The 22,107-nt window shown below is 67.9% G+C and carries 20 protein-coding genes and 1 other RNA gene; 6 read left to right on the forward strand and 15 right to left on the reverse strand.

Features of this window, described 5'->3' with window-relative positions; translation table 11 throughout:
• Positions 1-164: 164 nt before the first annotated feature.
• From EO139_RS04285 to rraA, 5 genes are all read right to left on the reverse strand, one after another.
• Complete coding sequence (locus EO139_RS04285) at positions 165-1,997, reverse strand: ABC transporter ATP-binding protein (RefSeq protein ID WP_104648064.1); 1,833 nt, start codon at positions 1,995-1,997, stop codon at positions 165-167.
• Between the two features lie 268 nt (positions 1,998-2,265).
• Complete coding sequence (locus EO139_RS04290; protein ID WP_126969456.1) at positions 2,266-2,862, reverse strand: plasmid pRiA4b ORF-3 family protein; 597 nt, start codon at positions 2,860-2,862, stop codon at positions 2,266-2,268.
• Positions 2,863-3,205: 343 nt separating this feature from the next.
• Positions 3,206-4,471: a cation:proton antiporter gene (locus EO139_RS04295; RefSeq protein WP_104582201.1), complete on the reverse strand. Its 1,266-nt coding sequence runs from the start codon at positions 4,469-4,471 to the stop codon at positions 3,206-3,208.
• A 322-nt stretch (positions 4,472-4,793) separates the two neighbouring features.
• Positions 4,794-6,389 carry a serine hydrolase gene (locus EO139_RS04300; protein WP_126969458.1) on the reverse strand — a complete coding sequence of 532 codons (1,596 nt, stop codon included), beginning with the start codon at positions 6,387-6,389 and terminating at the stop codon, positions 4,794-4,796.
• A 23-nt stretch (positions 6,390-6,412) separates the two neighbouring features.
• A complete protein-coding gene (rraA, locus tag EO139_RS04305; protein WP_126969461.1) occupies positions 6,413-6,913 on the reverse strand; it encodes a ribonuclease E activity regulator RraA in 501 nt (166 codons plus the stop codon).
• 294 nt (positions 6,914-7,207) lie between these two features.
• On the opposite strand from rraA, the gene EO139_RS04310 reads away from it, so the two are divergent.
• The gene (locus EO139_RS04310) at positions 7,208-8,041 is read left to right on the forward strand and encodes a DUF72 domain-containing protein (protein ID WP_126969463.1); all 834 of its coding nucleotides are present in this window, start codon (positions 7,208-7,210) and stop codon (positions 8,039-8,041) included.
• A 38-nt stretch (positions 8,042-8,079) separates the two neighbouring features.
• On the forward strand, positions 8,080-9,027 hold the full coding sequence (locus tag EO139_RS04315) for a DMT family transporter (RefSeq protein ID WP_104581890.1): 948 nt from the start codon (positions 8,080-8,082) through the stop codon (positions 9,025-9,027).
• An 87-nt stretch (positions 9,028-9,114) separates the two neighbouring features.
• Here the strand turns inward: EO139_RS04315 and EO139_RS04320 are convergent, their stop codons facing one another.
• The 4 genes from EO139_RS04320 to EO139_RS04335 form a co-directional block, all read right to left on the reverse strand.
• Complete coding sequence (locus EO139_RS04320) at positions 9,115-10,185, reverse strand: sensor domain-containing diguanylate cyclase (protein WP_115677589.1); 1,071 nt, start codon at positions 10,183-10,185, stop codon at positions 9,115-9,117.
• A 128-nt stretch (positions 10,186-10,313) separates the two neighbouring features.
• Positions 10,314-11,036 (reverse strand): pseudouridine synthase, encoded by a 723-nt coding sequence (locus EO139_RS04325; protein ID WP_016903964.1) that lies wholly within the window; start codon positions 11,034-11,036, stop codon positions 10,314-10,316.
• 48 nt (positions 11,037-11,084) lie between these two features.
• Positions 11,085-13,490: an EAL domain-containing protein gene (locus tag EO139_RS04330; protein WP_164739724.1), complete on the reverse strand. Its 2,406-nt coding sequence runs from the start codon at positions 13,488-13,490 to the stop codon at positions 11,085-11,087.
• Between the two features lie 272 nt (positions 13,491-13,762).
• A complete protein-coding gene (locus EO139_RS04335) occupies positions 13,763-15,688 on the reverse strand; it encodes a DEAD/DEAH box helicase (RefSeq protein ID WP_115677590.1) in 1,926 nt (641 codons plus the stop codon).
• 172 nt (positions 15,689-15,860) lie between these two features.
• On the opposite strand from EO139_RS04335, the gene EO139_RS04340 reads away from it, so the two are divergent.
• The 4 genes from EO139_RS04340 to EO139_RS04355 all read left to right on the forward strand — a co-directional run bounded on the left by EO139_RS04340 (position 15,861) and on the right by EO139_RS04355 (position 17,756).
• The gene (locus EO139_RS04340) at positions 15,861-16,361 is read left to right on the forward strand and encodes an RNA polymerase sigma factor (protein WP_126969465.1); all 501 of its coding nucleotides are present in this window, start codon (positions 15,861-15,863) and stop codon (positions 16,359-16,361) included.
• A gap of 27 nt (positions 16,362-16,388) precedes the next feature.
• On the forward strand, positions 16,389-17,036 hold the full coding sequence (locus EO139_RS04345; RefSeq protein WP_126969467.1) for a hypothetical protein: 648 nt from the start codon (positions 16,389-16,391) through the stop codon (positions 17,034-17,036).
• Between the two features lie 160 nt (positions 17,037-17,196).
• Positions 17,197-17,439 carry an RNA-binding S4 domain-containing protein gene (locus tag EO139_RS04350; protein WP_024939760.1) on the forward strand — a complete coding sequence of 81 codons (243 nt, stop codon included), beginning with the start codon at positions 17,197-17,199 and terminating at the stop codon, positions 17,437-17,439.
• Entirely contained in the window at positions 17,436-17,756 is a 321-nt protein-coding gene (locus tag EO139_RS04355) for a hypothetical protein (protein ID WP_164739725.1), read from the forward strand. Before EO139_RS04350 ends, EO139_RS04355 begins: the two co-directional genes overlap by 4 nt.
• 221 nt (positions 17,757-17,977) lie before the next feature.
• Here EO139_RS04355 and ubiM read toward each other — a convergent pair whose 3' ends face one another.
• The 6 genes from ubiM to EO139_RS04385 form a co-directional block, all read right to left on the reverse strand.
• Positions 17,978-19,156: a 5-demethoxyubiquinol-8 5-hydroxylase UbiM gene (ubiM, locus tag EO139_RS04360; protein WP_126969469.1), complete on the reverse strand. Its 1,179-nt coding sequence runs from the start codon at positions 19,154-19,156 to the stop codon at positions 17,978-17,980.
• A 31-nt stretch (positions 19,157-19,187) separates the two neighbouring features.
• A non-coding RNA gene (locus tag EO139_RS04365) (sX9 sRNA) lies at positions 19,188-19,263 on the reverse strand.
• Positions 19,264-19,450: 187 nt separating this feature from the next.
• The gene (locus tag EO139_RS04370) at positions 19,451-19,852 is read right to left on the reverse strand and encodes an MAPEG family protein (RefSeq protein WP_104581882.1); all 402 of its coding nucleotides are present in this window, start codon (positions 19,850-19,852) and stop codon (positions 19,451-19,453) included.
• Positions 19,853-19,877: 25 nt separating this feature from the next.
• A complete protein-coding gene (locus EO139_RS04375) occupies positions 19,878-20,390 on the reverse strand; it encodes a DUF4019 domain-containing protein (protein WP_104581881.1) in 513 nt (170 codons plus the stop codon).
• A 151-nt stretch (positions 20,391-20,541) separates the two neighbouring features.
• The gene (locus EO139_RS04380; RefSeq protein ID WP_104581880.1) at positions 20,542-20,790 is read right to left on the reverse strand and encodes a hypothetical protein; all 249 of its coding nucleotides are present in this window, start codon (positions 20,788-20,790) and stop codon (positions 20,542-20,544) included.
• 63 nt (positions 20,791-20,853) lie between these two features.
• Positions 20,854-22,038: a hypothetical protein gene (locus EO139_RS04385; protein ID WP_126969471.1), complete on the reverse strand. Its 1,185-nt coding sequence runs from the start codon at positions 22,036-22,038 to the stop codon at positions 20,854-20,856.
• Positions 22,039-22,107: the final 69 nt, after the last annotated feature.

Below are 22,107 nucleotides of genomic sequence, written 5' to 3' on the forward strand. Positions count from 1 at the left end.
GCCTGGAGCGCCCGCTCCGCGCCCCGGCCCGCGCTTGCAGCGGGCGCTCCAGGCCACGCGCGCCAGTGGCGCGCAGGCCGTGCCTTGGCGCCCTGCAGGAGAGGGGTTTGCCAGTGCCGTCGCTGCCGTGGCTGCACATTTCCGCCACCCACTCGACAACCACATCACCCATCGGCCGCAACGAACCCGCCGGTCTGCCGCGCCCACAGGCGTGCGTACAGCCCGCCCTGCGCGATCAGCTGCGCATGCGTACCGGTCTCGACGATGCGTCCGGCGTCCATCACCACCAGCCGGTCCATGCGCGCGATGGTGGACAGGCGGTGCGCGATCGCGATGACGGTCTTGTTGCCCATCAATGCGTCCAGGCTGTCCTGGATCGCCGCTTCCACTTCCGAATCCAGCGCCGAGGTGGCCTCGTCCAGGATCAGGATCGGCGCATCCTTCAGCAGCACCCGCGCGATGGCGATGCGCTGCCGTTGACCGCCCGACAGCTTGACCCCGCGCTCGCCCACGTACGCATCGTATCCGCGCCGGCCTTCGCCATCGACCAGCGTGTCGATGAAGCTTTCCGCGCGCGCCTTGCGCACCGCTTCCAGCATCTGCGCGTCGCTGGCCTGTGGCCGGCCATACAGCAGGTTGTCGCGGATCGAACGGTGCAAGAGCGAGGTGTCCTGGGTCACCAGGCCGATCTGCCCGCGCAGGCTTTCCTGGGTAACCTGGGCGATGTCCTGCCCATCGATGAGGATGCGTCCCTGCTCCAGGTCGTACAGACGCAGCAACACGTTGACCAGGGTCGACTTGCCCGCACCCGATGGGCCGACCAGGCCGATCTTCTCGCCGGCACGCACCTGCAGATCCAGCCCGGCGATCACCCCGCCGCGCTTGCCGTAATGGAAATGGATGTGCTCGAACTGCACCTGGCCCTGGGTCACCTGCAACGGCACTGCGTCGGGCGCGTCCTGCACCAGCACGGGCTGCGAGATGGTCTGCATGCCGTCCTGCACGCTGCCGATGTCTTCGAAGATGCCGTTGACCGTCCACATGATCCAGCCGGACATGTTGTGGATGCGGATCACCAGGCCGGTCGCCAGCGTGATCGCGCCCACGCTGATCTGGCCGCGGCTCCACAGCCACAACGCCAGCCCGCACGTACCGACGATCAGAAAGCCGTTGGCCACCGCAATGGCGGTATCCATGGTGGTGGTCACGCGGGTCTGCCCGCGATGTTTCACCGCCAGCTCGTCGATCGCATCGCGCACATAGGCCTGTTCGCGGCCGGCATGAGCAAACAGCTTCAACGTGGAGATATTGGTGTAGCCGTCGACGATGCGCCCGGTGGCCTTGGAGCGCGCATCCGATGCGATCCACGCGCGCGCCTTCATGCGTGGCACGAAGAACGCCATCAACGCGACGTACACCACCAGCCAGATCAGCAGCGGCAGCATCAGCCACGGGTCGGCCTGCGCAAACAACCACAGCGCGCTGCCGGTGTAGACCACGATGTACCAGAGCGCATCGACCATCTGCACCGCCGATTCGCGCAGCGAGGTCCCGGTCTGCATCACCCGGTTGGCGATCCGGCCGGCGAAATCGTTGTTGAAGAAGCCCAGGCTCTGCCGCACCACGTAGTTGTGCATCAGCCAGCGCGAGCGGTTGCTCAGCCCCGGCACGATCGCCTGGTTGACCAACAGGTTGTGCAGGCCGGTGAACAATGGCCGCGCCACCAGCGTGATCGCCGCCATCCAGGTCAACTCGCCGGCATGCCGGCGGAAGAAGTCCGCTCCCGGTCGCTCGGCCAGCATGTCGACGATGCGCCCGAGGAAGTCGAACATCGCCACCTCCACCAGGGCCAGCAGCAACCCGGCGATCAGCGTGGCCAGCAGGATCGGCCACAACGGCCGCAGGTAATGCAGGTAGAACCGCCACACGCTACGTGGCGGCATGTCCCGCTCGATGGGCGGGAAGACATCGATCAGGGATTCGAACCAGCGGAACATCGCAGACACTTTCGGGAAAAACCGGGGGCTCAGGCTAGCTGATCGCGCGTCAAGCTGCAGTGGCGCCGGTGCCGGCGCCTGCATCCACAGACGCAAGCCAGGCATGGGCTGCACGCGCCGAACAACCGGCTCCCTTGCATCGCTTGCGGCTGCCTGCGCCAGGCATGGCCCGGTGACCATCACAGGTCATGGGATGTCAGCCATTGGCCGCACCGTGCTGACCAGCGCGCGTCGGGATCACGCTGGCCAACGTCCTGCGCAGTGGCGCTCACTCACGAACACGCGCGAGCAGGCGGTTGACCTCGGCCGGATCGAAATGGCCCGGCTCCAGGCGCCCGCCCAAAGTGGCCAGTTCCTGCACATGCTGGGCATGATCCGGGTCGGCGATGATCTGCAGCAATGCCTGGTAGTGGTCGATCCCTTCGCTGTTTTCCGGCGGGCAGGCGTTGGCGCCGTCCACGCAACGGGCCACACGCAAGCCCGCGTCCGGCGGCAGGATCGCCTCGACCTGGACGCGGTGCTGCCAGCCGGCGCGGGCACCATAGAAATAGTCGAAGCGCTCCAGCTCGCCCACCGCGCTTTCGATGGTGACGCGCGCGGCGTGCTTGAGCCGCGAGCGGTCCGGCACGTCCAGCCCGGACTCGCCATAGCGGCCGCCGCCCAGGTCGAATTCGTACGGATGCGCGCCGTGCCAGCCCATCACCGGTTGCAGCACGCGATGCAGCGTGGCCAGGCGCAGCGCCCCCGCCACCAGCACGCGGCGCCAGATCAACGGCGCGCTCTCCACCAGCGAAACATGCAGCTGATACACCGGCGCAGGCGCGGGCACCGCCTGCTGTGCAGCTTTCTTCTTGGCCTTGCTCATCGTGTCTTGGCTACCTGTTTGCGCTGCAAGTATGCAGCGCCGCGCCACTGGCTGCATCGCTGCGCCGCCGGTGCCGCAAGCTGCACCCTGCCGCTATCGTCCTGCAGGCGCGCGCACGCACCTGCAACGGACCGGCCACACACGCCGGGATGATGACTCCGCCGCCGCACGGTGCCGGGATGCTGCACGGATGCCCGCAAGCCGCGCGACGCCAGCGCACACCAGCGCGCGGGGCGCCGTGTATCGCAGCAGGCATCGAGGCGCCTGGATGCGACCACCATCGCGGCGCAGGCGTCAGGCGACAGCAGCGCCTGCCCGCATCGGTGGAATCGATGGCAGCGCCTCAGCGCTGCTGCAGGCTCGGCACCGCATCGGTCACGTTGCGATGGCGTCGCATGATCCAGTTGAACAGCGGCGTGGCCATCAGGGTCGAGAGGATCGCCATCAGCACCAGCACCGAGAACAGGCCTTGTTCGATCACCCCGGCCTGCAGGCCGATGTTGATGATGATCAGCTCCATCAGGCCACGTGCATTCATCAGCGAGCCGATCGCCATCGCATCGCGGTTGTTCTCGCCGGTGGCACGCGCCGCGGCCCAGCAGGCCACGCCCTTGCCGATGAACGATGCGGCCAGGATCGCCACGCCTGCCAGCATGATCTGCGGCTGCAGCAGCACGCTGAGCTGGGTCTTGAGGCCGGAATAGGTGAAGAACAGCGGCAGCAGCAATACCACCACGAACGGCTGCAGCATCTCGCGCAGTTTTTCGGTCAACGCCCCCCTGGGCAGGCAGACGCCCAGCAGGAAGCCGCCAAACACGGCGTGGATGCCGATCGCATCCATTGCCCACGCGCTGAGGCAGAACAGCATCAATACCACCGCGAGCACACCGTTGCCGAGCGGCTGGTTCGGTACCACGTAGGCGTCCAGGCGGCGCAGCAGATGCCGGCCGACAAAGATCATGAACAATGCATAGGCCACCCCGCCGCCGATGGCCAGATAGGCACTGCCCCAACTGCCGCCGAAGCTGGCCAGGACCACGGCAAGAATGCACCACGCCGCCGCATCGTCGAACGCACCTGCAGTCAGTGCCAGCGTGCCCAACGGGCTATTGGTCAGACCGCGCTCGTGGATGATGCGCGCCAGCATCGGGAACGCGGTGATCGCGATGGCCGCCCCCAGAAACAGCGAGGCCTCCATCAACTTGGCCTTTTCCGAAAACAGGCCGCCGACGTTGATCAACCACGGGCACAGGGCAAAGGCCAACGCGAACGGCACCGCGATGCCCGCCATCGACACGCTCATCGCACTGCGATAGCGCGCGCGGAAATGGTCCCCGCGGAAGTCGGTACCGACCAGGAACATGTACAGGCCCACGCCGAACTGCGCGAACACGTACAGCACATCCATGGTCTGCCTGGGAAACAGGGCTGCCTGCGTCGCAGGTGCCAGCACGCCGAACAGCGACGGCCCCAACATCACCCCGGCGATCATCTCGCCCACCACCTGCGGCTGGCCGATCCGCCTGGCCAGCAGCCCCACCAGACGACAGACCAGCAGGATCGCGGCGGCCTGCAGGAAGAAGTACACCGACATCTGCGGAGTGGTCATGCGTTCGGCGACATCCCTGAGAAGTGCGCGGATCATAACGAGCCGTGTCGGTGGGCGATAGCCATCGTGCAGCTGGCGCGCAGGCCTTGGCGGAGCGAGGCTGGAGTCATCGTCACGGTTGGCCCGGACGACACGTGGCCGATGCGCCGAGCCCGGTTGCGCAAGTCCGCACTGATCGGCCCATGCGCGGTGTGCGGCTGCGGCGCCGATGGCGCCCCACCGCCAGGCCATCGGTGCGCACGGCGCCGACGCTGCAGCACAGGCAGCCGGCCACCGCACGCTCGGTGCAGTGGCGGTGGCCGCCGCAAGGATCAGCGAGGCATCACTTCTGCGTCGGCTGCGCTGCCGCCACCGGCGTCAACACCAGATCCTGGAAATCGAAGCTGAAATCGGTCAGCGGCGACACCGCCTCCATCCGCATCTCGCGCACCGCGCCATCCGGGGTCAGCGCGAAATTGACGAAGGCATCGGCATTCAGGGAGCGGTCGTCCCAGCGCACGATGAAGCTGTCGTGCTGCCAATGCTCCAGCGTGCCGATCAATTGCGCGGTCTTGGAAAACTGCAGACGCAGGCGCTTGCCGTCCTGACGGATCACCACATCGCCGTACCACGGGTCGCGATAGGTCGCCGCATAGCTGCGCAACGGCAGCGACGGCGTGGAGCGCGCTGCACGTGCGTCCAGATGCATCTTCCAGCTGGTGTCCGCATCGCCATCGGCCTTGGCCACGGCCTTGGCATAGGCGGCGGTCCAATCGGTGGCCGGCACCTGCAGGAACGCATCCAGCACCTGCAGGGTCACTGCATTGAAGGCCGCGCCGACTTCCTGGTTGGTCAACACCACCACGCCCAGTTGCTGGTCGGGCACCAGCGTCAGCCGCGACACCATGCCCGGCCAGCCGCCGGTATGCCAGACCAGCCGATGGCCGCGGTAATCGCTCAGGCTCCAGCCTTCGCCGTAGCCGGAAAAATTGGGCCGTGCTGCCGCCAGCTCCGGCACGGCCGGTTCGGCAATCGCGATCGGCGTGATCATCGACCACATGTCCTGCTGCCGCCTGGCACTGAACAGCCGGCTGCCATCCGGCAGCACGCCGCCGGCCAGTTGCACCTTCATCCACAGCGCCATGTCGTGCGCGCTGGCATAGATGCCGCCGGCACCGGAATTGTTGGACCAGGTCAGTGGCGCGACGGTGCGCAGCTCGGTGAAGTCGTACTTGGCATGGCCCACCGCCGCATTGTCGCCCGGCTGCAGATGGTCGGCATTGAAGCGCGTGCCGCGCATGCCGACCGGGGCGAAGATGCGTTGCTGCAGGAACGCCGCATAGCTCTGCCCGGAGACCTGCTCGATCACCTTCTGCGCCACCGCGTACAAGATGTTGTCGTAGGCGTAGCGATCGCGGAAACCGCCCTTCAACGGCACCTTGGACAGGCGCTGCACCACATCGTCGGTGCTGTAGCTGGTGGTCGGCCAGAACAGCAGGTCGCCCGCGCCCAGGCTCAAGCCGCTGCGGTGCGCGAGCAGATCGCGCAGGCGCATCTCGCCACTGACGTACGGGTCGGACATGCGGAACCACGGCAGGTGATCGACGACCTTGTCATCGAGCGAGAGCTTGCCCTCGTCGGCCAGGATCGACAGCGACGCGGCAGTGAAGGCCTTGGTGTTGGAAGCGATTGCGAAGAGCGTATCGGCCTGCACCGGCGCAGGCTTGCCGATCTCGCGCACGCCGTAGCCGCGCTCCAGCACCACCTGCCCATTCTTGACGATGGCCACCGCAATGCCGGGCACATCAAACTGCTCGCGCACGCGCTCCATCTGCGCGTCGAACTGCTGCATGCCGGCGGGAAGCTCGGCCGCCTGCGTCGTCGCCACCACGCTTGCCAGCATCAGCACGCCTCCACTCAGCCATCGGTTCACGGTCACTGTCCCAGATCCTCGCATGTCGCTTAAATCGATCCGCCCGCACTGTCCAGCGACAGTGGCAGCGGTGCCACCAACACGCCGTTGCCATCGGCATACAGCCAATGGCCGGGCACGAAGGCCACGCCGGCAAAATTCACCGGCACATCCACATCGCCCAGATCGCGCCGCTCGGTGCGGCGCGGGCAGGCGCCCAGCGCCAGCACGCCCAGCGGCAGCGTGGCCAGGACCTCCACATCGCGCACGCAGCCGTGGATCAACACGCCGGCCCAGCCATTGGCGACCGCCTGTGCGGCGATCTGGTCGCCGAGCAGGGCATGTTTCAACGAGCCCTGCCCGTCCACCACCAGCACCCGTCCGTCGCCGGGCGTGGCGGCCAGTTCGCGCACGCGCGAGTTGTCCTCGAAACAGCGCACGGTGACGATCGGCCCGGAGAATGCCCCACGTGCGCCGTAGGAGCGGAACACCGGTTCGGCGATGCTCACCTCGGGAAAGCGGTCACACAGATCGGGCGTGGTCCAGGTCATCGCTGCGGTCCGGAAGTGGCGAGCTGCGATGGTAGCGGCATGGCCGCGTCCGCGTAAGCCGCCGAGGAGGCCGCCGATCGCCGCGCCGCTTGGCTGGCTGCGCCTGGATCGCTGTCCATCCCTTGCCTGCAGATGGTCCCGGGCAACGGCCGCGCCTGCCTGGGCGTGCGCGCGGACGCTGCGGCAAACGCGGGGCGTCACGGCGAAGCCGGCGGGGCTATCATCGGGGCGGCCTGCCACAGGTGCGTGCACCGGACATGCCAGGCACGCGCTCACGCCAACGTGGAATCCCTCATGACCGATCTGTTCGCCGCCACCCCGCCCGCGCTCGATGGCATCCACGTCGGTATCGGCGGCTGGGTGTATGCGCCGTGGCGAGCGGGGATGTTCTATCCGGAAGGGCTGGTACAACGCCGCGAGCTGGAATACGCAAGCCGCCACCTCACCGCCATCGAGATCAACGGCACCTACTACGGGGCACAGAAACCGGCCACCTACGCGAAGTGGCGCGAGCAGGTGCCGCCCGGGTTCGTGTTCTCGGCCAAGGCACCGCGCCGCATCACCCAGTCGCGCAAACTGGCCGCCACCCAGGCGCAGGTGGACGACTTCATCGGCGGCATTGTCGAGCTCGGCGACACGCTGGGGCCGCTGGTGTGGCAGTTCGAACAGGGGCACCGGCTGCAGGCCGACGACCTGGACGCGTTCCTGTCGTTGCTGCCCAAGCGCGCCGGCAAGCGCGTGCTGCGCCATGTGCTGGAAATCCGCGACCACGACGCGGTGGATGCCTCGCTGCTGGCACTGGTGCGCCGGCATGGGGTGGCCACGGTGTTCACCGACTCGGACGCGCATCCGTCCTTTGCCGATCTGTCCACCGACTTCGTCTATGCGCGCCTGATGCGCAGCCAGGCACGCCTGCATGCCGGTTACCCTGCGCCGGCACTGGCGCGCTGGGCCGAGCGCATCCAGGCCTGGCGGCGCGGCGACGATCCGGAGGACCTGCCGCATGTCGCGGCGGCGACGCAGGTCGCCCCCACACCGCGCGAGGTGTTCGTGTTTTTCATCAGCGCCGCCAAGGAGCGCAATCCGGCGGCGGCAATGGCATTGCTGCAGGCGTTGGGGGCGCACTAGGCAGCGGCGTTGCGGCGCGTCTTGCGCGACAATGGCGCATGGCCATGACCGACCTGCGCAAGGCGCAACTGCAAATCCATTTCTGCGTCCTGCTCTGGGGCATCACCGCGATCCTGGGCAAGCTGATCACGCTGCCGGCGTTGCCGTTGGTGTGGTGGCGCATGTTGATCGTGGTGGTGGCACTGGCGCTGTTGCCGCGGGTATGGCGCGGGCTGCGCGGCCTGTCCGCGCGCGTGGTGCTGGGCTACTGCGGCATCGGCGCGTTGGTGGCCCTGCACTGGCTGACCTTCTACGGCGCGATCAAGCTGGCCAATGCCTCGGTGGCGGCGACCTGCATCGCGCTGGCGCCGGTGTTCACTGCAGTGATCGAGCCATGGGTGACGCAGCGCCCCTTCCGCCCGCGCGAATTGCTGTTCGGCCTGGCGGTACTGCCCGGGGTGGCACTGGTGGTCGGCGGGGTGCCCGATGGCATGCGTGCCGGGGTGGTGGTCGGCGCGATTTCTGCGGTGTTCGTGGGCCTGTTCGGCTCGCTCAACAAGCGCATGGTCGCGCATGCCGACCCGCTCACCGTCACCGCACTGGAACTCGGTGCCGGCACGCTGACCTTGACCGTGCTGGCACCGGCCATGCCGTTGGTGCTGCCGTCGCTGCATGGCGATCTGCTGATCGTTCCCGGCCTGCACGACGGCATCCTGCTGCTGGTGCTGTCGCTGGCCTGCACCCTGCTGCCGTTTGCGCTGGCGCTGGTGGCGCTGCGCCATCTCAGCGCCTACTCGGTGCAGCTGGTGACCAATCTCGAACCGGTCTACGCCATCGTGCTGGCGATCGCCCTGCTCGGCGAGCAACGCGAGTTGACCGTGCAGTTCTATCTCGGCGTGGCGATCATTCTCGGCGCGGTGTTCCTGCATCCGGTGCTGGAACGCCGACGCACGATCGTGCATCCGGAACTGCTCGGCACCGCCGAGGCGAAGAACATCGTCGACTGACGGCACCGCACAAACAACAACCGTCGTCGTAGGAGCGGCCCAGGCCGCGACAGGCCCTATCGATGACGCACTCGCGTGCGGACACCCCTACCCCAACGCCACCACCTGGTCGCGCCCGCCCCGCTTGGCCGCATACAGGGCCTGGTCGGCGCGCTTGATCACCGCGTCCGCGCTTTCCTGCGGATGCAGCGTGGCCACGCCGATACTCACCGTCACCGGCAGCGCGATCGTCATCACTGCCACGCTCTGGCGCAGGTATTCGCACTGCACGCGTGCCTGCAGCAGATCCACATCGGGCAGCAGCAGCACGAATTCCTCGCCGCCGTAACGCGCGATGGTGCCGGCACCGGCCACATGCGCGCGCAGCAACGCCGACAGCTCGCGCAGCACCACATCGCCCTGATCGTGCCCGTGCACGTCGTTGACGGTCTTGAAGTGGTCCACGTCCAGCAACGCCACCGATAACGGCTGGCCCGCCGCACGCGTCTGTTCCATGGCCACGCCCAGGGCCGCCGCAAACGCACGTCGATTGGGCAGGCCGGTCAGCGGATCGGTGCGGGTCTGCTCGACCAGATCGGCGTTCAAGGCATCCATTTGCGCGTAGTAACTTGCCAGCTGCTGTTCGTACCATTGGCGCTCATGCAGTTGCTGGCGCAGGCGCTTGCCGGCCAGGCGCAGTTCCAGCAGATGTGCAGCCTGCCGCGACAATGCCTGCAGCGCCTGCCGCTGCTCTTCGCGCAGATGCGCCGGGGTCTGGTCGAACACGCACAGCGAGCCCAGCGCCATGCCGCCGCTGGTCACCAACGGCGCGCCGGCATAGAAGCGCACCGCAGAGCTGCCGGTCACCATCGGATTGTCGTGGAAGCGCGGGTCGAGCAAGGTGTCATCGACCATCATCACTTCGTCCGGGCGCAGGATCGCATGCGCGCAGAACGAGATATCGCGCGACGCTTCGCTACGCGGCGCGCCATGTGCGGACTTGAACCATTGCCGCTGCTCGTCCACCAGCACCACCGCCGCCATCTGCGTCTGGCACAACGTGGACGCGATCATGGTGAGGTCGTCGAAGGCACGCTCGGGCGGCGAATCCAGCACCTCGTACTGACGCAGCGCGGCCAGTCGTTCGGCTTCGTTGTCCGGCAATGTCGGTTTGATCACGCTGCCTGCTCCCCCAGCTGGCTGTCAGCGGCGCAAGTATGACCGAGCCGGTCATGCGCGGCCATCGGGCTGCACATGCGCAGCCGGCGCACCGTGCCGCTATGTGCGGCCGATCGCGCCGGGCCCCATCACCAATCGGTGCGTTGCGGCAGCAATCCGCGCAATTCCGCATCACTGAGATTGCGCCACTGCCCGGGCTTGAGCGCGGCCAGCTTGATGTTGTCGATGCGCACACGGCGCAGCTGGGTCACGCGGTAGCCGAATTCGGCGGACATCAGGCGGATCTGCCGGTTCAAGCCCTGCTCCAGCACGATGCGGAAGCCGAACTTGGCGATGCGCGCGGTGCGGCACGGCAACGTGGTCTCGTTGTGGATGCGCACGCCGCGCGCCATGCCACGCAGGAATTCGTCGGTGACCGGCTTGTTGACCGCCACCAGATATTCCTTCTGGTGGCGATTTTCCGCGCGCAGGATCTCGTTGACGATGTTGCCGTTGCTGGTCATCAGGATCAGCCCCTCGGACTCCTTGTCGAGCCGGCCGACCGGAAAGATGCGCTGCTCGTGGCCGACGAATTCGACGATGTTGCCCTTGACCGAACTTTCGGTGGTGCAGGTGATGCCCACCGGCTTGTTGAGCGCGATGTAGACATGCTTGCGCCCACCGGGCTTGCTGGCGGCGCGCGTGCGCAGTGGCTGGCCGTCCACCAGCACGGTGTCGTCCTCGCCCACCACCGCACCGGTGCCGGCGGCCACGCCATTGACGGTGACCCGGCGTTCGCCGATCAGGCGATCGGCCTCGCGGCGGGAGCAGAAGCCGGTTTCGGCGATGTATTTGTTGAGTCGGGTCGTCATCGGCCGATTATCGGCGATTTGCAGCGCCACGCGTGCACCCATGTGCGATCAGGACAACGCCAGCAGCGGCTGCCCGGCGTGCAGCAACTCGTCGAGCGGGCATGGACGATGCAGGCTGAAACCCTGCACCTGGCCCACTCCGGCCTCGTGCAGGCCGGGAATGTCCGCCTCCGACTCCACGCCCTCGGCCACCACTTCGATGCCCAGCGCCAGGCCCACCTGCGCGATCGAATGCACCGCCGCACGGTCCACCGCGTCGTGTGCGTAGTTGCGTACGAAGCCGCAATCGATCTTGAGGACATCCACGGTGAACTGCTTGAGATAGCCGAACGAGGCCAGGCCGCTGCCGAAATCGTCCAGCGCCACATGGCAGCCGCGCGCACGCACGCTCTGCACGAAGCGCCGCGCGTGCTCCAGATCGCCAATGACGGCGGTCTCGGTGATCTCCATGCACAGCTTGGGCACCAGGCTCGGATAGCGCTCGAACAGGGCGCACACGAAATCGAGAAAATCCGCTTGCGCGATCGACTGCGCAGACAGGTTGACGTGGCACAGATCCAGATTAGCCAGGTGCAGCGGATTGGCCGCCAGCTGCGCGCACAGCGTTTCCAGCACATGCACATCGACCATGCGCCCCAGGCCGTAGCGTTCCACCGCAGGCAGGAATTCGCCCGGACTCAGCACCCGCCCGTCACCCGCGCGCATGCGCACCAGCACTTCGTACTGCAGGCGTCCCGGATCGCGCAACACCTGGATCTTCTGCGCATACAGCAGCAGGCGGTCCTCGGCGATGGCCTGCTGCACCGCGCTGATCCAGCCGCCGTCGTGGCGGCGCCGCGCCAGCGCCAGATCGTTTTCGCCGAAACAGCGAATCCGGTTGCGCCCCTCTTCCTTGGCTGCGTAACAGGCCAGGTCGGCGGCGGTCATCAAGGCATTGACGTCGCTGGCGCCCTGGCGGATTTCCACCACGCCGAAGCTGCAACCGGGCGTCAGCGGCCGCCCGCCCTGGTGGCTCCATGGCTGACCCAGCACCGCGTGCATGCGCTCGAGCACGGTTTGCGCCTGCGCCAGGTCGGTATTGGCCAGCAGGATCGCGAACTCGTCGCCACCCAGCCGCCCCAGCCAGTCGCCGGGGCGCAGCTGCATGGTGATCACATCGGCGAAGTGGCACAGGAACTTGTCGCCCACCGCATGCCCGAAGGTGTCGTTGACCAGCTTGAAGTGATCCAGGTCGACGAAGCACAGCGCATGGCGGAGCTGCGGCGATTGCAGCGGCTCGATCAGGCGCAGCAGCCGGCGTTCGATCTCGCGGCGGTTGATCAGGCCGGTCAGGGCATCGTGGCGCGCATGGAAGGCGACTTCGTCGGCCAGCTCGTGTGCGTGCGAGACATCCTCGATCACCGCCAGCACCAGGGTCGGCTCTTCCGGGCCGGGTTCCACCAGCGAGGCACTCCAGCGCCCCCACATCACCCCGCCATCGGCGCGCAGGAAGCGTCGCTCGCCGGACTGCAGCAGGGTCGGCCAGTCGACCATGCCGCGGCTGTCCAGCGCGATGTCGTCCGGATGCATCACCTCGGCCAGCGTGCAGGCCTGCAGCTCTTCGGGCCGGTAGCGCAGGATGTTGGCCATCGAGGCATTGGCATCGAGCACGCGGCCGCGCAGGTCGAACTTGACCATGCCCAGCGCCGCCTGTTGGAACGCGGTGCGAAAGCGGCCTTCGTGCGAGAGCAGGTAATCGCCGATGCGGCGCATCGCCAGCACGCAGGTGGTCAGCACCAGCAGCAAGGTCGCCAGGCTGCAGATCACCATCATGTCGTGCAGCAGCCGCGCGCAGCGGACCAGCAGCGCCTGGAACTGCGCCGTATCGCTGCGCATGCGGCCATCGAGCAGATGCAGCTCGTCGCGCAGGGCCTGCAGCGCGCGCGGATCCGGGCGGCTGGCGGCCTGCACCGAGGCGGCCCGGTCGGCCAGCGCGCTCAGCTGCAACAGGTCGGCATCGGTGTGTTTCCACATCGCGACGGCGTCGCCCAGATACGGAAAGACATGGCCGTAGCGATACAGCCGCACCATTTGCGGCATGTCCTCAGGGGCATTGCGGCCGGCCGCCAGCCCGGCATGGACCGCGCTCCAGTCGATCACCGGTTGCTCGACCGCCTCGCGGGCCGCGCGGTCGCCGAGCGGCACTTCCAGCGCGCGGCAGGCGGCCTGCAGGTCGGCCGGATCGCCGCTCCCCAGGTAGCGCTCCAGCCAGTACACCGACTCCTGCTGGGCATTGGACCAGTGGCTCTGGCCGACGATCCAGGCCGTCGCTCCGGACTGGATCTCGATCATCAGCGCAGAGAGCACCGCCATGCTGATGGCCATGCCGATCAACAAGGCCAAGGGAAGCGTCAGCCAGCCGCGCATCAGATGCATGGTCTGCCTACCGCCGGTACCGCCCGCCATCTGCGCCATTGTCACCCTCGAACCCTGCCGCCGCCCCATGCGATTCAGGCGCCCAGTGGGCGCCTGAAGGCAGTAGCGGCCGCAATGGCGCAGTCTGTATGGCAGCGCCTGCTTGACCACGGTCGACGCAGGCACTTCGCCTGGCCGGCAGGACGCTGCCGGCAATCCCCGAGGCGTCAGCGCGTGACGCCTGCAGTCCGATATGCATCAACCAACATAACGACCACGGCGCCCCGCAGCGTCGGCAGGACCGCCGCACGCTGCCGGGTCCTCAGCGGCGCTTACTCGCCGCGGGGCTTGGGCGGACCCTTGCGATGCGGCGCACCGGCACGGTCCATCGGACGGTTCGGACCGTTCGGGCGGCCGGACGGCTTGCCGCCGCGCGGGAAGCGCGGCCTGGACGGCGCTGCAGCCGCCTCGCCGTCTTCCAGCTTGCGCATGTTGAGCTGCTGGCCGGACACCCAGACCTTCTTCAGGTGCGTCAGCAGCTCGCGCGGCATGTCGGCCGGCAGGTCCAGGATCGAATAGTCGTCCTGGATGTCGATACGGCCGATGTAGCGGCTTTCCAGGCCGGCTTCGTTGGCGATCGCGCCGACGATATTGGCCGGCTTCACGCCGTGGGTGTGGCCCACTTCGATGCGGTAGCTCTCCATGCCGAATTCCGGCTCGCCACGCGGCGCAACCGGGTCGCGGCGCGGACGCTCGGCACCGGCGCCATCATCGGCGAAGGCCGGACGTTCCGCACGCGGCGGGCGTGCCGCGCGCTCACCATCGGCACGCGGGCCACGCTCGAACTTCGGCTCGAAGCGCGGACGCTCGCCGCGATCACCGCGATCGTTGCGCTCGCGCGGGGCGAACTCCTCGCGTGCGCCACGCACCGGCGGGGTCAGCAGGAACGGCGCATCGCCCTGCAGCAACTTGGCCATCGCCGCGGCGATATCGATCGCCGGCACGTTGTTCTCGCTCTCGTAGCGCTGCAGCAGATCGCGATACATCTCGATCTGGCCGCCGGCCAGGGTCTCGGTGATGCGGGTCATGAACCGTGCCACGCGGGTGTCGTTGACCGCATCCACGCTCGGCAGCTGCATCTCTTCGATCGGCTGGCGGGTGGCGCGCTCGATCGAACGCAGCATGCCCTTCTCGCGCGGGGTGACGAACAGGATCGCGTCGCCGTTGCGGCCGGCACGGCCGGTACGGCCGATGCGGTGCACGTAGCTTTCGGTGTCGTACGGGATGTCGTAGTTCAGCACATGGCTGACGCGCTCCACGTCCAGGCCGCGCGCGGCCACGTCGGTGGCGACCAGGATGTCGAGCTTGCCGTCCTTGAGCTGGGCGATGGTCTTCTCGCGGGCGGCCTGCTGCATGTCGCCGTTGATGGCCGCCGCGGCCATGCCGCGTGCCTGCAGCTTCTGCGCCAGCTCTTCTGTGGCGGCCTTGGTGCGGGCGAAGATGATCATGCCGTCGAACGGCTCGACCTCCAGGATGCGGGTCAGCGCGTCCAGCTTGTGCAGGCCGCTCACCCACCAGTAGCGCTGGCGGATATTGGCCGAGGTGGTGGTCTTGGCCGCGATGGTGACTTCGGCCGGGTCCTTCAGATAGGTCTGCGCGATGCGGCGGATCGCCGGCGGCATGGTTGCCGAGAACAGCGCCACCTGGCGTTTCTCCGGCAACTTCTTCAGCACCGCTTCGACGTCGTCGATGAAGCCCATGCGCAGCATTTCGTCGGCTTCGTCCAGCACCAGCGTCTTGAGCTGGGACAGGTCCAGCGTGCCGCGATCCAGGTGATCGATCACCCGGCCGGGAGTGCCGACCACCACATGCACGCCGCGCTTGAGCGCGCTCAGCTGCTGCGCATAGGGCTGGCCGCCGTAGACCGGCAGCACGCGGAAGCCGGGAATGGCTTCGGCATATTTCTGGAACGCCTCGGCGACCTGGATGGCCAGCTCGCGGGTCGGGGCCAGCACCAGCGCCTGCGGCTTGAGCTGGTTGAGGTCGGCGTTGGACAGCACCGGCAGCGCGAACGCGGCGGTCTTGCCGGTGCCGGTCTGCGCCTGGCCGAGCACGTCGCGGCCGGCCAGCAGCGCGGGAATGGTGGCGGCCTGGATCGGCGACGGCGACTCGTAGCCGACGGCGGCAACCGCCTTCATCACAGCGTCTGAGAGGCCGAGGTCTGCAAACAGCAGCGGCGCGGGAGATTCTTGGGTCATTGGGTAACTCCGGAGGCGCCGCACGGAGCCGGCAGGCGCAAAGCAGCATAGTGTGCGCCCTCAGGCCCCCCGCTGTCGAAATTTCCGTGACAGTCCGTTCAGCTTGTGAGGATTCGCCCGCTGCGGCGAATCATCTCCTCGACCCTTGTCATCCACCCACCCAGCCGGAGCCATGTCCCTGGAAACAGACCTGCACACTCGCTTCAGCGCCTTGCTGCAGCAGCACCGCGGCATCGTCCTGAAGGTCGCGGCCAGCTATTGCTGGAACCCGGACGACCGCGCCGAGCTGGCGCAAGACATCACCGTGCAGTTATGGCGCGCGTTCCCCGGCTACGATGCCGGCCGGCGCTTTTCCACCTGGATGTACCGCATCGCCTTGAACGTGGCGATCAGCGATCTGCGCGGCCGCAGCCGCGCACCGCAGGACCCGCTCCCGCTGGAGGCGGTGGCCGACAGCATCGCCGGTCCGCTGGCGCGCGACCCGGCACACGCGCAGCAGGTCGCCGCGCTCCACGGCTTCATCGCCCACCTGCCACCGCTGGAACGCGCCTTGATGCTGCTGTACCTGGACGCGCACAGCTACCGCGAGATCGGCGAGGTGCTCGGCATCAGCGAGACCAATGTCGCCACGAAACTCAGCCGCCTCAAGGCGCGCATCCGCGCCGAACTCTGACCACCCACTTCGCCCAAGGAACATTCGATGGAACTCGACGACATGCAACGCGCCTGGCACGCGATGGAACACCGCCTGGACCAGCACGGCACGCAGATCGGCCACATCCTCGGCCAGGTGCGTGGCCATGCGGCGCGCACCAGCCTGCGCCCGCTGTGGCTGAGCCAGTCCGCGCAATTGCTGTGCGCCGTGGCGCTGCACATCGTGATCGCGCGCAGCTGGCTTGCCCATACCGATCAGGTTGCGGCGATCATCGGCGGCGTGCTGCTGCAGCTGTGGAGCATTGCGCTGGCGATCTCCGCACTACGGCAGCTGCAGCTGCTGGCGCAACTGGACTTTGCCGGACCGCTGCTGCCGACGCAGCGCGCGCTCGCGCAGTTGCGGCGCTGGCGCACGCGGGTGGCCCCGTGGCTGGGCGTGGCGTTCTGGGTGCTGTGGGTGGCCGTGGCGGACGCCGGCTGGCGCGGGCTGACCGGCCTGCCCCTGCCGCACGACTGGCTGCTGCTCAATCTGCTGGTGGGCGTGCTCGGCGGCATCGGCACCTGGCTCGGCTATCGACGGCTGCAGCGCAAACGCCATCCGTGGCTGGAGCGCATCGACAACGCGCATGCCGGACCCGGCATCGTGCGCGCCGAAAGCATGCTGGATGAGATTGCACGCTTTCGATGCGAATAAGCTTGCCGACGCCGCACCGCGACGCTGGCACCGTGCACGCCGCTGGCGTGCCTGCGTCGCGCTGCCATCACGACTCCACCTGCCGGCGCTGCATTCGGCACGGTGGTGTTGTCGGCTGCGACAGGCGGATAATCGCCGTCTTCCTGTCACCGAGCGCACCATGCAATTTCTGGAATTCGACCTGGACGGCGAGTACATCGAACTCAACCAGTTGCTCAAGCTGGCGGGTATTGCCGACAGCGGTGGGCAGGGCAAGGCGATCGTCGCCAGTGGCGCGGTCAGCGTCGATGGCGTGCAGGAACTGCGCAAGACCGCCAAGATCCGCCCCGGCCAGTGCGTGCAACTGGACGATGTGGAGATCCGCGTGCTGGCGCTGGACCCCGATGCGGAGCCGGCAGAATGAGCGTGGTGCAGGTCGGCTGGCGCAACAATGCGCCCTCGGCGGACGATCCGGACCACGATGTCTATATTTTCTCGATCGACGTCGATTCACCCACGCCGTTCTGGTTCGAGCAGTCGATCCGTGGCGGTCACGCCGAGCGCGGCGGTTGCAGCATGCTGGCCTTGCACGAGCTGGAAGCCTGGCCCGGCGGCTGGCGCGCAGACGTGACCAAGGCCGGCTGCGCCTGGGTGATTCCACTGCTGGAACAGGCCTTGCGCAGCGGCGATGCGCGCACCGCGATCGATGCGATTCTTGCGCGGGTCGATGCGCTGGCCTGATGGCTGCGTCCTGATGGCCGCGTCCTGACTGCGGCGCGCCTGATGACAGCACTGATGACAGCCGAGCTGACCGAGCCCGCACGATTGCCGCACCAGCACCCGCGAACGGGCCGCTGACCGCATTGCCCGCCCGCGCGTCGAACACCGTTGCAGGCCGCTGCGCATGAGGACCACAGCGCAGCACTGCACGCACTGCGCCTCCCCGCTCCCACGTCGATACCTCAGACGCTGCGCTGGGTCAGATGCGCCGCAATCGCCTGCTTGAACGGCGCCACCGCATGCGCCGCACGCAAGGCACCACGTCGCAGCAGGCGGGCCGGCGCACGGTCGTCGGTGTACAGCGCGGCCAGCGCATTGGTCGCTTCATACAGCGGCCGCGTCGCCAGCCGGTGCGCCCGCTCGTAGCCCTGCAGCAGGGCCGCAACCCCGATGTCGCGCCCGGCTGCAGCAGCGGCACGCACACGCTCGGCCAGGCGCGCCTGGCTCTGCAGTCCGAAATTGAAGCCATGCGCGGTGACCGGGTGCATGCCCACCGCCGCATCGCCGATCAACGCGGCACGCTCGGCGATAAAGCGTTGTGCATAGGCGGCCACCAGCGGATAGGCATGCCGGCTGCCGTCCTGCTGCATCGGCCCGAGCCGATGCTCGAACGCTTCGGTCACCGCCGCACTGAAGTCCGCCGCCTCCATCGCCAGCAAGGCCTCCACCTGTCGCGGCGGCAGGGTCAGCACCGCGCCAGCGCGGTTGCCCTGCAGCGGCAGCAACGCCAGCGTCTTGCCGTAGCCAAACCACTCCCAGGCGGCATGCCGGTGCGGCAGCGCATGGCGCATCCGGCACACCAGCATGGTCTTGCCGAAATCACGCAGCTGCGCGCCGATGCCGAGCAGGCGCCGGGTACTGGAAAATCGGCTGTCGGCCGCCACCAGCAGGCGCGCCGACACCGTTTCCCCATCGGACAACTGCAGCACCACGCGGTCGCGCTCCTGCTGCACGGCCTGCAGCGTGCAGGCGCAGCGCATCTCCAACGCAGCTTGCGCCTGCACCGCCTGCCAGGCCGCGCGACGGATCAGATGATTGGGCACCAGCCAGCCCAGATCGCCGGCACCACGCGCCGAGGCAGCGAAAGTCAGCGCGAAGTGCGAATGCCCGTCCATGACGCGGGCGTCGCGCAGCGGCGAGATCGCATCGGCGGGAAATTGCTGCCAGATGCCCAGTTGCTCCAGCAGTGCACGCGAGGCATGGGTCAGCGCGATCTCGCGTCCGTCGAAGGCCGGCTCGGCCAGCTGGGCGCGTGGCTGCTGGTCGACCAGCATCACCGACAGGCCACTGCCGGCCAGGGAGCGCGCAAAACTCAGGCCAACCGGCCCGGCACCAATGACTGCGATATCCACCGATTGCATGCCGCGCTCCTTTACCACCGAAATCCAGAGAAGCTAACAAGACCTTGCGTGCCGTAGTCAGGTGGATGCGGTCGGTGCAGCGCAATCGGCATGTATGCGTGGCACATGCAGCATCGAGCACGCACGCCTGGCGGTGGGCGCAGCCGTCTTGGTAGCGGCTCTCAGTTTACGGCAGTAGTGCTGGCCGGACTTGATCAGGATCAAGCAGCAACCGAACAGTCGCGGGCGCGCGACTTATTGCTGCGTTTTCTCGGTCACTGTGCCACCGGCTGCGCGCACACCACCTGGCCTGCGTCACCAGCCCAGCAACGCCCGCACCAGTTTGACGATGCCCCAGAACGACACCACCCAGATTGCGCTGCGCAGGTAGGGAATCCCCGCCGCATACGCCGGCACATAGGCCACGCGCGCCCACAGGTATAGCTGCACGCCCAGTGCGGTGTCTGCACTGGTACGGCCGGCAACGCTCACCGCCAGGACGGCGGCCGCGAAGATCGGGAAGGTCTCCAGATAGTTGCGGAATGCACGATCCAGCCGCGCCGCAATGCCGGTCAACGGCTTGGCGTCGCCATCGCGTGCGCTGGCATTCCACTTGGTCCCGCGCTGGGCGGTCATGCTGGCCGAGGCGGCCAGCAGTTGCACCAGGCCTAGCACCATGGCCCAGCCCAGCATCTGTAGTTCGATAGTCAGTTCCACGCGGGTCTCCCGATGCGCTGCAAGATCACTTGATCGACGCGCGCAGGCTGTAACCGGCGAGCCGCCAGGTCTTGTCCTCGTCCAGACGGAACGACACCAGCTCGCGCACCGGCTGCTGGGCCTTGGCAAAGCGGGTCGGGAAGCTGACGTTGACGTACAGGCCTTCGGGCACCTGCGCGCCGGCGGCGTATTTGACCCGCGTCACCGAGCCCTGCCCGCGTCCGACCACCGCCCCCAGGCGCGCACGTTCGGCACCGATCTGGCTCACGAAGGCATCGCGCTTGACCGCGGTCTTGGCGACGCTGGAGGCGCCATCCCACAGCGAGGCCACCTGGTTGGCATCGACCATCTGCGCCACCCGCAATGCCGCCTGGGTCATCTCGGTGTTCTGTTTGACCAGCTGCGCCTGCTGCGCCGGGTTGACCGCGGGCGCCGCCGTCGACGCAGCGGCAGCCGGACGTGCAGCGGTCTGCGGCTGTTGGGCCAGGACCAGCGAGGGAGCCAACAGCAGTGCGGCAAGCAGACGAGGATGGAACATGGGGCAGATTGACCTTGTACGGAGCGAACGAATGGGAGCCAACACGGGTGCGTGGCGGGTGCGGCAGTTTAAGACCTGCGCTGCCTGCCGCGGTGAGTGCGCGACGATCGCAGGAGCCGGGTGCGGGCAATCCGCGCCAGCCCCGGCAACATCAGACTTCGCCGCCGGGCGGAACCGCCGCGACGCCGCGCGGCCGCCATAGCCGCCAGCTGATCCACAGCGCGCGGGCGATGGCCGCGATCAGCGCCACCAGGCTCAGCCACACTGCCAGCGTGGCCGGCCACTGCACCCGGCTGGCCGCAGCAATCACCTGCAGGAGCTCGGCCACGCCGAATCCGGCCAGCACCAGCAACGCCGATGGCAGATACGCCAGCGCAACACCTTTTGTCTTTCCGAGCATGGCGCCCCCGGCTCCGTGATATGCCGCGACCATAGGCAGCCGGCAGTGCGGTACGCGTGAAGCTCAGCCGTCGCCCTGGGCCGGGCCCGGCGCAGGCTCGGCGGCGGCCGCCGCGTCCGGTACCTCGGTTGGCGCGGCGGTCGATGCGGCCGGCGCTGTGTCGGCCGCCGCCGCGGCCTCCGGTGCGGCGGTTGCCGGCAGCGCGGCGGCATCGGTTTCGGCCAGCGGGCTTTCTTCCGGGCAGGCCGCATCGGGAAACCCGAAGCGCTGCTTCAAGGCCAGGCCACAGGCGTTGACCGCCTCCAGATCGGCGCCCTCGCCCTTGCACTTGTGATCGAAGGCAACCAGGAACGCGTCCTTGCGGCGCACGAAGGCGTCACCGCACTTGCGCATCTGGCGGATGCGCTCCAGATCGTCCTGCACCGCGTTGGTGCCATCCAGCCCGTACTCGCGCAGCTCGTCCATCGTCAGCAGGCGCAGGCTGCGATTGGGCACGGTCATCATCAGGTCGGCCACCGCCACCGCCACGCCGTTGCGCTCCAGATAATCCTTGACGTTGCCGTAGACCTCGCGCAATTCGCGGTTGAGTTCCGCGCGCGAGGTGGCCTTGGAACTGATCCGCATCATGCGGTGGATGCCGACCTTGCCGGCCACCAGCCGGTTGTCGCCGGCGGCCAGCACGAACACGCAGGCGCTGTGGCAGATCGAGCCTTCGCGCACCCAGATGGTCCAGTTGGATTCGCCGATCACGTCGCCGGCGCGGATCGCCGCTTCCACCTGCCCGCCGCTGGAATCCAGGTCCAGGATGCGATGCGGCAACTGCAATTGCCCGGCCACCGTGGCCAGCCGCCACACCAACGCTGCGAAGCCGGCGTTGATCTTGCCGGCATAGCGCACCCGCAGCAGGCCGGTGTCGCGACATGGCGCCAGCGCCGCCTCCACGCTGGCGCGGTCCAGCGCCGGCAGCAGCGTGCCGTCGCCGGCGTCGCTGCTGTAATCGGTGGCGCAACTGATCCAGGCCTTGCCCGCGTCCAGCTCCGCCTGCGGCCAGCCGGCCTCGCCCGCCTGCGCGCGTGGCCGCGGCGGCGGCGCTGCCGGCTCGGGCGTGTCCACCGACACCATGTGGTCGCCATCGCCCTGCCCCGCGCCGCCCTGTTGCGTGGCGGCGGCATCGGCCGAGGTACCGGTGCGGTCACAGGCCACCAGCGCCAGCAGGCAGGAAAGGGACAGGCAGAGCAGTTTCAGCATGATGTCAGGCAACAGACCGCGACGGAGATCACCCTCAGTCTATGGCTGAACGGGCCCACCGTTTGACCC

The organism is Xanthomonas sp. BRIP62411, assembly GCF_003993525.1.
Lineage (GTDB): Bacteria > Pseudomonadota > Gammaproteobacteria > Xanthomonadales > Xanthomonadaceae > Xanthomonas > Xanthomonas euroxanthea.